Genomic DNA, 12,508 nt, shown 5'->3' with positions numbered 1-12,508 from the left:
ATTAAGAGGCGCTATTGTAGGCGGACCATAAATCGCACATTATAAACATAATGACTTTTTATATCGGAAATCAGACATCATGGCGTGGCTCGAGGCGAATGCGCTATTTAATCCGGACGATCTGCATAACAGGGTGATTGGCGTCTGCTCGGCGCTGGGCCAGCATGATTCCGGCAGCCACCTGCACCGGATGGGACAGCTGCTGTTTACCCGTCAGGGCTGCGTACGCCTGACCCTCAACAACGGCGCGCTGCTGTGCCTGCTGCCGCCCACCCGGGCGGCCTGGATACCGGCCGGTATAGACCATCGTGCGGAGATGAAAAGCATTGTCGACTATCGCTCGATCTGGTTTCATCCGACCCACTATCCTGCTCTCCCACGTCATCCGGCGATCCTTAACGTCGGCCCGCTGCTGCGCGAACTGCTGGAGCGAATCGCCGCCAGCCCGTGGGATAGTGACTGGCAGAACGGCATCGGCTGGCACCTCGCCGCGCTTTGCGAGGCGGAAATGTGCAGCGCGGCGCAGGAGCCGATGATGCTCGCCCTGCCTCAGGATAAGCGTCTGGCGCTGCTCGCCGGCGACGCCCTGCCGCCGCCGCTGCAGCAGCTGGCGGTCCGCTGCGGAGCCAGCGAAAAGACCATCAGCCGGATTTTCCGTCGCGATACCGGGATGACTTATCAGCAGTGGCGCCAGCAGTGGCGCCTGATGAAAGCGGTGGAGCTGCTGGCCACCGGGGCGCGTATTACCGATACCGCGCAGGCGCTGGATTTCGCCAGCGACAGCGCCTTTATCTACTTTTTCCGCACCATGACCGGCATGACGCCGGGACGCTATTTCTTACCGCAGACCACGCGTTAACGATCGCCGCCCGGCGCATAGGGCGGCAAGGTCAGGAACGTGTTTTGCAGTCCTTCCGACCACGCCTTGCGAATGGTGTTGAAGTACGGGTCGCTTTCGGTGATGCGATGCTGGCCGGCGCTGCTCAAACTGCCGCTGCGGTACAGCAGCGTGTCCAGCGGCAGGCCCACGGAGAGATTACTGCGCAAGGTGGAGTCAATCGAGATCAGCGCACAGCACATCGCCTGCTCCAGCGGTGTCTCCCGGCTGAGCACCCGGTCGATAATCGGCTTGCCGTATTTGCTCTCGCCAATCTGGAAATAAGGGGTGTCGTACGAGGCTTCAATAAAATTGCCTTCCGGGTAGATATGGAAAAGGCGATGCGTTTCCCCGGCAATCTGCCCGCCCAGCAGCAGATTACAGTTGAAATTGGTGTTGCCACAGTGCTGCTGATTGCTGCTGTCGCGCTGAATCACCTCCTGCAGCGTTTTGCCGATCAGCATCGCCGCATCATACAGCGAACTCACCTGCATCAAATTAGGCTCCTGCTGAGTCGCAATCCGCGTACTCAGCAGGCTTATGACGCTCTGGGTGGTGGCCAGATTGCCGGCGGACTGTAGCACCATGACGCGTTCACCGTCCTCGGCGAAGACATGGAGCTTTTTAAAGGTCGCAATATGATCCACTCCCGCGTTGGTACGGGAATCTGAGGCGAAAACCAGTCCATCCGCTAAACACATGGCCACACAGTAGGTCATCGTTAATTGTTCCTGCTTTTATTGCTGCTGTGCCTGTTGCGAATGCTCGCGCACTTCAGCGTTGGTTAGCATTATTTCCCCGCCGCCGCCCAGCCGGGTACCGCGCACCGGGCAGGCGTCAAGATAGTCCAGCCCGGTCGCCAGCCGCAGATGCTGGTTGAGGTGACGGGTATTATTGGTGATATCAAAAGATTGCCAGCGTCCGTTGAGCCACACCTCTGCCCATGCGTGCATCGCGACATGCTGGGCATTATCGCTGTAAACGTAGCCGCTGACGTAGCGCGCCGGAATCTCCAGCGCGCGACAACAGGCGAGGAAGACGTGCGTGTGATCCTGGCAGACGCCTTTTGCCCTGGCAAAGGCATCCGCGGCAGAGTCCTGTACCTGCGTGGCTCCCGGTGAGTATGGCATTCTCAGCAGCAGGTCCGCCATCAGTTGATTCAGGCTCTCCTCCGGCTCGTCGTGGCGATACAGGCGCCGGGCAAACTCGCGGATCCGATCGTCGGCACGGGTCAACGGCGTACAGCGTAAATAGACCAGCGGAGAGAGCAGCTCCTCTTCCGCCACATCGCTCTGTTCGCTGTCCTCGGCAATATCCACGATCCCGCTGGCGCGGATGGCAATCTCTTTGTGAGGATTGTCGAGCGTTAACACATGCAGGACATTTCCCCACGCGTCGGTGGTCGTCACCGCCGCGCCTTCCGGCAAGGTCAGCGTCCAGGCGGTAATGGTTTGCCGCCCGGTGCTGCGCGGCGTCAGGCGCAGATACTGGGTCGAAAACTTCACTTCTTCATCGTAGCCGTAGCGGGTCAGGTGATCGATGACCAGTTTCATAGCGCCTCCAGATAAGTTTGTCTGATGCTGTCGGACAGAGCATTAATACGCGCCAGCAGTCCGTTGAGGTAACTTTGTAAATCGGCGCCCGCCAGATCGTCGCGGGTGCTGAAGCGCAGATCGACATTCAGCTGATGCGCCAGGCGCAGCGGCAGGTGCGAGCGGTCGTTGGCGATATGTTCCAGCTGACCAATCAGATCGGAGATACAGGCCCGCAGGGATCGCGGCACGTCGTTGCGCAAAATCAGTAGCTCCATCACCGTCTCCCGGGTGACCGGCTGGCGAAAGATACTGTTGTAGGCTTCCCGGGCGCTGACCGCGTTAAGCAGAGTATCCAGCCGGTAGTATTCACGCACCGGATCCGGATCGCTGCTCAGCTGCTGATCCTTGATCAGCAGCAGTTGCGTGGTGGCGTAGGCCCGTTCAATCAAGGTGCCGATACCGATAAAACTCAGCGCGTCATTGCGCAGCAGCGTACCCAGCACCGCGCCGCGAAACAGGTGCACCCGCTCCTTTACCCACTCGAAAAAACCATCGGTGCCCAGTTCGCTAATCCCTCGCTGGCGGAGCTGGCGCAGTTCAATGCGCGTCGCGTTGATGCACTCCCACACCTCGGCGGACAGGCTGCCGCGAACCGCGTGCGCGTTGTTCCAGGCCATCTCCACGCAGCTGTAAATGCTGCAGGGGTTGTTGCCGTCGAGGGCGAAGAAGTTGAGCAAATTGCTCATGGTGAAGCGCGCATGTCGCGCCTGAAACAGTTCATGGGTTAAGGACAAATTCAGCGGCAGGGCCAGGTCCCGCGACTGCTGGCTGTGACGCGGGATCATCGACAGCTTCCACGTCACATCGAGCACCCGGGCATAGCTTTCCGCGCGCTCCAGGTAGCGCGCCATCCAGAATAGTTCACTCGCAGTCCGACTCAGCATGATTCACCATCCTCCATCACCCAGGTATCTTTGGTGCCCCCGCCCTGCGATGAGTTCACCACCAGCGAGCCTTCGGTAAGCGCCACCCGCGTCAGACCGCCTGGCACCAGACGAATCTCCTGGCCGGAGAGGACAAAAGGACGCAAATCGATATGCCTCGGCGACAGCCCCCCTTCCACGAAGGTCGGACAGGTTGACAGCGCCAGGGTCTCCTGTCCGATATAGTTAGCCGGATTGGCCAACAGACGCTGGCGAAACATCTCCCGCTCTTCTTTGGTTGAACGCGGCCCCACCAGCATGCCGTATCCCCCGGCGCCATGAACTTCCTTGACCACCATCCTCTCGAGATTGCCCAGCACGTACTGCAGATCCTCCGGCTTACGACACTGCCAGGTGGGAATGTTGTTCAGAATCGGCTGCTCGCCAAGATAGAACCGGATCATCTCCGGCACAAAGGGGTAGATCGACTTATCGTCCGCCACACCGGTGCCAATCGCATTAGCCAGCACCACGCCGCCCGCGCGATATACCGACAGCAGGCCGGGCACGCCGAGCATTGAGTCGGCGCGAAACGCCAGCGGGTCGAGATAGGCATCATCAACACGCCGGTAAATCACGTCCACCCGCCGCGGCCCTTCGGTGGTGCGCATATAGACCGCGCCCGATTTAATAAACAGATCGGCGCTTTCTACCAGCTCAACCCCCATCTGCTGGGCGAGGAAACTGTGTTCGAAATAGGCGCTGTTAAAACGCCCGGGCGTCATCACGACCACACAGGGATCGTCCACCGGGGAGCTTTCACGCAGGGTTTGCAGCAGGTAGCCCGGATAGCGCTCGACCGGCGCAATATGGTGATTTTCAAACATCTCCGGGTAGAGACGCATCATCATTTTGCGGTTTTCCAGCATATACGAGACCCCAGAAGGGGTCCGCAGGTTATCCTCCAGCACGTAATACTGGCCGTCGCTGTTGCGCACCATATCGACGCCGGTAATGTGGGCATAGGTATTATTGGGCAGATTTATCCCCTGCATGCAGGGCTGATATTGCTCATTGGCCAGTACCTGCTCCGCCGGAATAAGGCCCGCGCGCAGGATATTTTGCTCGTGGTAGATATCGTACAAAAAGGCGTTCAGCGCTTTGACCCGCTGACGAATACCGCGATCGATCTTTTTCCACTCTCCGCCGGGAATGATGCGCGGGACGCTATCAAACGGAATCAAACGCTCGGTACCTTCATCTTCCCCATACACATTAAAAGTGATGCCGATGCGGTGAAAAAGCAGCTCCGCCTGCTCTTTCTTTTGCCGGATAGAGAATTGATCGGTGTTGTGAAACCATTGCCACCAGGCGTTATAGTGGTGACGCTGCTGTCCCTGCGCGGTAAGCATCTCATCATAATAATGCCCGTCAGGAAGCGTTATTTTTATCATGGCCGTCTCCTCCGGTTATACTCACGTTGGGGTAACCCCGCAAAGAGATAAGCATTTATTATGCCAGGTAGCAGACGGCATGAGACGAGTGCAATTCCCCGCAGCGCGCCGCTTTATTGTGCAAAAAACCATCACCCCGATAGCCGATGCCACGCCGGTTGTGCACCACCATGAGGCAAATATCGTGCGCCTGCGCCATCAGGGTTAGCCCCCGTTCAGCCAGCGCGCGTAATGCTCCGGCCATTCGACGGTCGGCGTACCGGGACGGCCCATGGCAAAACCATGTCCGCCGCGGGCATAGCGATAGAGGCTGACCGGTATCTGATGCTGCCGACAGGCGGCGGCCATGATCAGGGTGTTATGCGGATCGGACACCGAATCGTCCTCCGCCTGGGCCAGAAAGCAGGGCGGCGTCTGTGCATTGACGTAGGTCTGGACCGACCAGGCGCGGTCAACCGCCTCTGAGGCATGGGCTCCTGCCAGCATCCGGTGCGTCGCGGTATGGCTATAGGGCGGCATCAGCGAAATAATCGGATAAATCAGCGCGGCTTTATCGGCACGAGCCGGGCGATCATCGAGGGCATCCTGCGGCGAATAAGCGGCAAAATCGGCCCGGCAGGCCGCCATACCCAGCAAATGCCCGCCGGCGGAAAACCCCAGCAGGCTGACCTGTTCTTCCCGCGCGCGAATCAGCCGCAGCGCCCGCTGGGCGTCCTGCAACGGCGCCAGCGCGCCGGCGCCCCACCCTTCGCCGGGCAAGCGGTAGCTCAGGATATAGGCGGTATAACCGCGTGCGGTCAGCCAGCGCGCGGCAGGCCAGGCTTCTTTCGCCATTTCGATGCGCCGGTAGCCGCCTCCGGCGGCAATCAGTACACCATGACCGCGGGATAGCGCCGGTCGCCACACCGTCAGCTGCGGCCGGGCAATATGAGTGAGCGCGCCGCGCGCAGAGAGCCGCGGCGCCCCGGATGGCCCGCCGCCGCCCGGCGGTTCGCCAGGCCATAAGCAGAGCGCCTCATCCCGGCGATCGCTGGCCCCGGCGCGTGTCGCAGCCCACAGCGACACGGCGCTTAACAGTAGAAAATGACGTCGATTCACCCGCAGTTCTCCTCAGACTTTAATCGACCGATAACAGCACACCGCCGCTCTCCCCCGGTCTTTTATTCTCGTTTCTCTGCCCGGACGGGCAGGTAAATTGTCTGTTTTCACGCAAAATGTTACCTGCAACACCCCGGATGGCGGATATTCGTCTAAGGTTTTCTGATGGTCAAATGCAGTGGCAAGACCGTCTGAAATGATAAGGAGAATTCCCCATGACGAGATCGGTTTCACGTCGTCCCGCAACGTTGCCTTACGCTTTATCTCTGGCGCTCGGAGGCGCGATTTTCGCTTTATCGACGCTGGCCGCCCAGGCCGTGGAAACCAAACCCGTGCCGCCATCCCCGGATGTGATGCTCGGCCCGCTGTTTAATGATGTACAAAATGCCAGACTCTTCCCCGACCAGAAAACCTTTGCCGATGCCATCCCCAATAGCGATCCGCTGATGATCCTGGCCGACTATCGCATGCAAAAAAACCAGACCAGCTTCGACCTGCGCCATTTCGTCGAGCTGAACTTCACCCTGCCGAAAGACAATGACCGCTACGTTCCGCCGAAGGGTCAGACGCTGCGTCAGCATATCGACGGCCTGTGGCCAGTGCTCACCCGCAGCACCGTTGAAGTCGAAAAGTGGGACTCTTTGCTGCCGCTGCCTAAACCCTACGTGGTGCCCGGCGGCCGCTTCCGGGAAGTGTATTACTGGGATAGCTACTTCACCATGCTGGGCCTGGCCGAGAGCGGACACTGGGATAACGTTGAGGATATGGTGACCAACTTCGCGGCGGAGATCGATGCCTGGGGCCACATCCCCAACGGTAATCGTAGCTACTATTTAAGCCGCTCACAGCCGCCGTTTTTCTCATTTATGGTGGAGCTCCTCGCGACCCATGATGGCGATCGGGTGCTGAAAACCTGGCTGCCGCAGATGGAAAAAGAGTACCAGTACTGGATGCAAGGCGCCGATGCGCTGGAGCCGGGAAAAGCCAACCAGCGGGTGGTGCGTATGGAGGATGGCGCGCTGCTGAACCGCTACTGGGATGATAACGATACGCCGCGTCCGGAATCGTGGCTCGATGATGTCACCACCGCGAAGAACAACCCGAATCGTCCGGCGACCGAGATCTATCGCGACCTGCGTTCTGCCGCCGCCTCGGGCTGGGATTTCAGCTCACGCTGGATGGATGACCCGAAAAAACTGGGCACCATCCGCACCACCAGCATCGTGCCGGTCGATCTCAACGCGCTGATGTTCCACATGGAGAAAACCCTCGCGCGCGCCAGCAAGGCCGCGGGCGACAGCGCCAAAGCGGCGCAGTACGATGCCCTGGCCAACGACCGCCAGAAGGCGCTGGAGAAATATCTGTGGAATGATAAAGCGGGCTGGTACGCCGATTATGACCTCAAGACTCATAAAGTACGTAATCAGCTCACCGCCGCGGCCCTGTTCCCACTGTACGTCAACGCCGCTTCCCGCGAGCGCGCGGCGAAGGTTGCTGCGGCGGCAGAATCGCAGCTACTGAAACCCGGTGGCTTAACCACGACTAACGTGAACAGCGGTCAGCAGTGGGATGCACCGAACGGCTGGGCGCCGCTGCAGTGGGTTGCCGCCCAGGGGCTACAAAACTACGGTCAGCAGAAAATAGCGATGGAGGTGAGCTGGCGTTTCCTCAGCAATGTCCAGCATACCTACGACAGTCAACAAAAGCTGGTCGAAAAGTATGATGTCAGCTCGACGGGCACCGGCGGTGGCGGCGGTGAATATCCGCTGCAGGACGGTTTCGGCTGGACCAACGGCGTCACGCTGAAAATGCTGGATCTGATCTGTCCGCAAGAGAAACCGTGCGATTCACTGCCGGCCTCGCGCCCGGTCGAGAATGTGGAAAAACCCGTTGCCGCCGTCAGCACCCAGCCGGCCGCCAACGATGCTGTCGCCGAACCCGCTAAAAAATCGGCGCCGTAAACTTCGTACGCGGCGGGCTCACCGCCGCGTTTTTTATCCAGACTCTCCTGCGTTCCTCCACTCCGGCCCTTGTTCTCATTCCTACCCTTACGGGGTAGTTCGTACACAAATCCAGCTCTCCTTGATCTCAAGCAATTCCAGCATCGTTATATATGTAAATATATAGCGATTTTTTCATCTTATTGTTTCAGGAAAGAAACTTATGCCTCTATCCCGCCGCACCTTTATCCAGGCGCTAAGCCTGCTCCTGTGTCTCCCCACCCTGGAGGGGACGGCGGCTACGCCGCTGGCTTTGCACGTAGGTGAACGCCCCGCTCCCGCTCATATTCGTCGGATTATCAGCGCCGGGGCACCTGCCGACATGTTGCTGCTTGCGGCAGCGCCGGAAAAGCTGCTGGGATTTTCCTCTTTTGATTTTTCTCAGTTCCCGGATGCCCCCGTCCCGGCGGACATCGCCCGACTTCCCAGACTGGGGAGACTTGCCGGACACGCCAGCACGCTATCGCTGGAGACGCTGCTCGCGCTTGAACCCGATCTGGTGGTGGACTGCGGCAATGTAGACGACAGCTGGGTCTCTCAGGCACAACGGGTCAGCGAACGTAGCAAGATTCCGTGGGTACTGATCGGCGGAAACCTGGCCTCATCAGCCCAGCAGCTGCTTACGATTGGCGATATCGTTGGGACCGAAGCCCGTACGCGGCGGCAGGCGGCGCTGGCGCAGAGATTCATCGCCGACGCTCAGGCCTTTTCAAGCGGTTCCAGAGCACGGACGCGCTTTTATGCCGCCCGCGGGGCGAAGGGACTGGAGACAGGGTTAGCGGGATCGCTGCATACCGAGGCGGCAGAGCTGCTGGGGCTGGAAAACGTTGCCCGCGTCGCCGGACGCAGCGGGCTCACCCAGGTCTCTCTGGAAAATCTGCTGGCCTGGCAACCGGATATCATCCTGACCCAAAATGTGACGACGCGAAACTACATTCTGCAGGATCCTGCATGGAAGGGAGTCAGCGCCGTTGCGAAACGGCAGGTGCTACTGCTTGATGGTTTGCCGTTTGGCTGGCTGGATGCGCCACCGGGCATTAACCGTCTTGCCGGGATGCGCCGGCTTCATGCCTGGCTCGACCCACGGATCCAGACTTCGCTGCAGGATGATTTAACTCGCTATAGCTCGCTCTTCTGGCATGCAGCGTTAACGCCTGCCCGCTATGCTACATTGATGCATTCAGCATGAAACTATCTACGCTAAGTCTCATACTGCTGCTGGCTGCGCTACTGACTATCTCCGGCGCCTTGTTGACTGGCCCGTGGAATCTCACCGTCGGGCGTTTGTTCGAGCTCTTATTCACTCCCCATAGCGCGTCGCTTCCTCCCCAGGCAACTATCGTCTTCTGGCAAATCCGCCTGCCGCGAATTATCGCCGCCCTTGCCATCGGCGCGTCGCTCTCCGCTGCGGGAGCGGCCTATCAGGGCATGTTTCGTAACCCCCTGGTCTCGCCGGATATTCTGGGCGTGGCCGCCGGAGCCGGTCTGGGCGCCTGTCTCGCCATCTGGCTGGGCTTGTCGATATTCTATATCCAGCTGTTGGCCTTTTGCGGTGGTCTGCTGGTCGTTCTGAGTACCGGCATACTGGCCCGCGCCATCACGCGCCACGATCCGGCGCTGACGTTGGTATTGGTAGGCATTGCGCTCGGCACGCTATGCGGGGCGGGCATTTCACTGATTAAAACCCTGGCCGATCCTTATACTCAGCTTCCCTCTATTACGTTCTGGCTGTTGGGCGGCTTAGCGGATATTACCCTGCGCGATCTGGCCTTTGCCGCTCCGCTGATGATTATCGGCTGCCTGCCTCTATGGCTGCTACGCTGGCGCCTTAACCTGCTGACGCTGTCCGATGATGAAGCTCGTTCTCTGGGCATTGATGTCGCACGCTTACGGTTGATTGTGGTGGTCTGCGCGACTCTGGCCACCGCCAGCGCGGTAGCCATTGCCGGTATTATTGGCTGGATTGGACTGATTGTTCCGCATACCGGACGCCTGCTGACCGGCAGTAATCACCAGCGTTTGCTGCCGGTGGCAATGGGGATCGGCGCAATCTTGCTGCTCTTCACCGATACCCTGGCTCGCGGGCTGAGTGCAACCGAGATCCCGCTGGGAATTCTGACCTCATTTGTCGGCGCGCCGTTCTTTCTGGCGCTGCTGCTGCGAGGAAACCGCCCATGACACGGCTTACGATTCAGCATGCCAGCGTGGGTTACCCGGGACGCCCGGTTCTTCGCGAAGTGTCATTTTCTCTGACGTCTGGCTCGGTATGCTGTCTGCTGGGCGCCAATGGCAGCGGCAAAACCACGCTGATGCGCAGTATTCTCGGGCTCCTTCCCCTGCTCTCTGGTCAGATTCTGATAGACAGCATCGCCATCGCACAAATGACCCCTCGTGACCGTGCGCGCGCCGTCGCCTGGGTGCCACAGGCCCACGACGGAGCCTTCGCTTTTAGCGTGCTGGAGATGGTCCTGATGGGACGAAGCCCCTACATCGGCACCTTTTCCCAACCAATCAAGAGCGAACACCATATCGCCTTAGCCCAGCTGGAGACGCTCGGCATTGCCCATCTCGCAACCAGGAACTGGGCCACGCTGAGCGGTGGCGAACGCCAGTTGGCGCTTATCGCCCGCGCACTGGCGCAGCGGCCGCGGCTGTTGCTGTTGGATGAACCCGCCTCAAGCCTCGACTTTGGCCATCAGATTCGCCTGCTCGACACGCTACGTGAACTTCGCCAAAACGGCATGACCCTGCTGATGGCAACCCATCATCCGCTGCACGCTCTCGCCGTTGCCGACACGGTTATCCGGGTTGAAGCGGATGGGCTTGTCAGCCACGGACCACCGTCAACCCAGCTTCAGCCAGATAACCTCGCCGGGCTCTATGGCGTTACCCCCGCCCAGATTCGTCACCACCTTGGCAACCCTCACTTTCAGGAATGATTATGCTTATTGATGATATTGATTTTGCAGAACTATACCGACAACAGCTCAGATTTGCCGGTCGCACGGAAAAATCCCCTGCCCACTGGGACGCCCGGGCGGAGAAAATGTCCATCAGTTGCAGCGATCCAGCGGACAGCTACCTTGTACAGCTGCTGGCAAAAATCGATCTCACCGGCGCAGAGACCTTATTCGATATGGGCTGCGGGCCGGGAACCGTGTCGCTGGCGCTGGCTGATAAACTTCACGCCGTGCACGGCGTCGATTACAGCCCGAAGATGCTCGACGTTGCCGCAAGGCGTGCCTCGCAAATGGGCATCACCCATGCTCACTGGCACTGCCGCGCGTGGGAATCATCGTGGCACGATATTCCCCGCTGCGACATTGCCGTCGCCTCCCGCTCAACGCTAGTTGGCGATATGCAGGAAGCGATGACTAAACTCCACCAACAGGCTCGACTACGCGTCTATACCACACATCTCGTCAGCCCGACATTTATGTCGCCGGCCATCCAACGCGCGCTGGGTCGCGCGGTTATCGAACTGCCAAATTACATTTACGCGCTGAACATCCTCTATCAGATGGGGATTCAGGCGCGGGTCGATTTTATCCGTGGCCGCAACTGTCAGCGCGATAACAGCACCTACGAACGCTTCGAAGAAAATGTTAAGTGGACGCTCGGCGTACTCAGTGATGAAGAGCGAGCACGGCTTCACCATTGGTACCAACAGCAGGCCCCGCAGGCCATCGCGCCCGCTACCCGTGACTGGGCGCTGATCTCCTGGGATTGCGGAGAAAGAGCATGATCTACATACCTCAGGCGCTAACCGATGCATGGTTGATGGAAGATATTCAAGGCGGAGACCTGACGACCCGCGCGCTGGGAACGGGAAACCAGGCGGGAATAATGGAGTTTCGCCATCGTCAGGGCGGCTGCGTGAGCGGCATTGCGCCGGCGGAGCAGATGCTGCGAAGCCTCGGGTTAACGGTCACCGCACGGTTGGAAGATGGCGCCCAGGCAAGGCCAGGCGAGGTGCTGCTGCGCGCGACCGGTCGCGCATGTGCGCTGCAACAGGGCTGGAAAGCCGTGCAAAATGTGCTGGAGTGGAGCTGCGGCGTATCGGCCTACGTTACGCAGATGCTGGCCCTGCTGCATACCCGACTTCCCAACGCGCATATTGCCTGTACCCGCAAGGCCATCCCCGGCACGCGGCTGCTAGGCACCCAGGCGATCGTCGCCGCAGGCGGCTTAATCCATCGAGCTGGCAGCGCCGAAACGCTGCTGCTGTTCGCGAACCATCGTCGCTTCCTTACCGACGACGGCGACTGGGCCCACGCCATAGATCTGCTGCGTCGACACTCACCCGAAAAAAAAGTGGCCGTGGAAGCCGATACGCCGGAAGAAGCGCTGGCTGCGCTGCGAGTACAACCCGACATTTTGCAACTTGATAAATTTACGCCTCAGCAGGCCCGCGAGGTCTCAGATCAAGCCCGCCATATCGCCCCGCTTTGCACGCTGGCACTGACCGGCGGAATGACCCTCGCCAGCCTTTGTCAGTACCTCGATTGTGGAATTGAATTGTTTATTACTTCGGCGCCGTGGTATGCGCCACCGGCTGATATTCAGGTTCGACTGAGGCCAGACAATTCAAAATAAAAATAACCAAAACAGGAATAATAAA

At 59.4% G+C, this 12,508-nt stretch carries 13 protein-coding genes; 8 read left to right on the top strand and 5 right to left on the bottom strand.

The window, feature by feature from the left end; all coding sequences use genetic code 11:
* Positions 1–79 precede the first annotated feature (79 nt).
* A complete protein-coding gene (locus tag OQV00_RS09720) occupies positions 80–859 on the top strand; it encodes an AraC family transcriptional regulator (RefSeq protein WP_015584045.1) in 780 nt (259 codons plus the stop codon).
* On the opposite strand, the gene OQV00_RS09715 is transcribed toward OQV00_RS09720, so the two are convergent.
* From OQV00_RS09715 to OQV00_RS09700, 4 genes are read right to left on the bottom strand one after another with little or no spacing between them, the layout of a single operon-like run.
* Positions 856–1,596, bottom strand: a complete 741-nt coding sequence (locus OQV00_RS09715) for a proteasome-type protease (RefSeq protein ID WP_004863757.1) — start codon at positions 1,594–1,596, stop codon at positions 856–858. The genes OQV00_RS09720 and OQV00_RS09715 overlap by 4 nt on opposite strands.
* Positions 1,597–1,614: 18 nt before the next feature.
* The gene (locus tag OQV00_RS09710) at positions 1,615–2,430 is read right to left on the bottom strand and encodes a transglutaminase family protein (RefSeq protein WP_004863760.1); all 816 of its coding nucleotides are present in this window, start codon (positions 2,428–2,430) and stop codon (positions 1,615–1,617) included.
* Entirely contained in the window at positions 2,427–3,356 is a 930-nt protein-coding gene (locus OQV00_RS09705; protein ID WP_004863763.1) for an alpha-E domain-containing protein, read from the bottom strand. Before OQV00_RS09705 ends, OQV00_RS09710 begins: the two co-directional genes overlap by 4 nt.
* On the bottom strand, positions 3,350–4,789 hold the full coding sequence (locus OQV00_RS09700; RefSeq protein WP_004863765.1) for a circularly permuted type 2 ATP-grasp protein: 1,440 nt from the start codon (positions 4,787–4,789) through the stop codon (positions 3,350–3,352). Before OQV00_RS09700 ends, OQV00_RS09705 begins: the two co-directional genes overlap by 7 nt.
* A gap of 79 nt (positions 4,790–4,868) precedes the next feature.
* On the opposite strand from OQV00_RS09700, the gene OQV00_RS09695 reads away from it, so the two are divergent.
* Positions 4,869–4,997: a hypothetical protein gene (locus tag OQV00_RS09695; protein WP_255265535.1), complete on the top strand. Its 129-nt coding sequence runs from the start codon at positions 4,869–4,871 to the stop codon at positions 4,995–4,997.
* Here OQV00_RS09695 and OQV00_RS09690 read toward each other — a convergent pair.
* Positions 4,994–5,887: an alpha/beta hydrolase gene (locus OQV00_RS09690; RefSeq protein WP_004863771.1), complete on the bottom strand. Its 894-nt coding sequence runs from the start codon at positions 5,885–5,887 to the stop codon at positions 4,994–4,996. The genes OQV00_RS09695 and OQV00_RS09690 overlap by 4 nt on opposite strands.
* Positions 5,888–6,102: 215 nt before the next feature.
* On the opposite strand from OQV00_RS09690, the gene OQV00_RS09685 reads away from it, so the two are divergent.
* The 6 genes from OQV00_RS09685 to modD all read left to right on the top strand — a co-directional run bounded on the left by OQV00_RS09685 (position 6,103) and on the right by modD (position 12,483).
* Positions 6,103–7,848: an alpha,alpha-trehalase gene (locus tag OQV00_RS09685; protein WP_032717120.1), complete on the top strand. Its 1,746-nt coding sequence runs from the start codon at positions 6,103–6,105 to the stop codon at positions 7,846–7,848.
* Between the two features lie 202 nt (positions 7,849–8,050).
* Positions 8,051–9,076 (top strand): ABC transporter substrate-binding protein, encoded by a 1,026-nt coding sequence (locus tag OQV00_RS09680; protein WP_015584043.1) that lies wholly within the window; start codon positions 8,051–8,053, stop codon positions 9,074–9,076.
* Complete coding sequence (locus OQV00_RS09675; RefSeq protein WP_163980298.1) at positions 9,073–10,065, top strand: FecCD family ABC transporter permease; 993 nt, start codon at positions 9,073–9,075, stop codon at positions 10,063–10,065. Before OQV00_RS09680 ends, OQV00_RS09675 begins: the two co-directional genes overlap by 4 nt.
* Positions 10,062–10,826: an ABC transporter ATP-binding protein gene (locus OQV00_RS09670; RefSeq protein ID WP_004863782.1), complete on the top strand. Its 765-nt coding sequence runs from the start codon at positions 10,062–10,064 to the stop codon at positions 10,824–10,826. The genes OQV00_RS09675 and OQV00_RS09670 overlap by 4 nt, the downstream gene beginning before the upstream one ends.
* Before the next feature lie 2 nt (positions 10,827–10,828).
* A complete protein-coding gene (locus tag OQV00_RS09665; protein WP_015584041.1) occupies positions 10,829–11,632 on the top strand; it encodes a class I SAM-dependent methyltransferase in 804 nt (267 codons plus the stop codon).
* Positions 11,629–12,483 (top strand): ModD protein, encoded by an 855-nt coding sequence (gene modD, locus OQV00_RS09660; RefSeq protein ID WP_266280233.1) that lies wholly within the window; start codon positions 11,629–11,631, stop codon positions 12,481–12,483. Before OQV00_RS09665 ends, modD begins: the two co-directional genes overlap by 4 nt.
* The last annotated feature ends 25 nt before the right edge of the window (positions 12,484–12,508 follow it).

The sequence above is a fragment of the Klebsiella sp. DY2415 genome (assembly GCF_026314315.1).
Classification (GTDB): domain Bacteria; phylum Pseudomonadota; class Gammaproteobacteria; order Enterobacterales; family Enterobacteriaceae; genus Klebsiella; species Klebsiella ornithinolytica.
The sequence above is the reverse complement of the archived record's forward strand: the minus strand, read 5'-3'. Positions and strand labels throughout refer to the sequence as shown.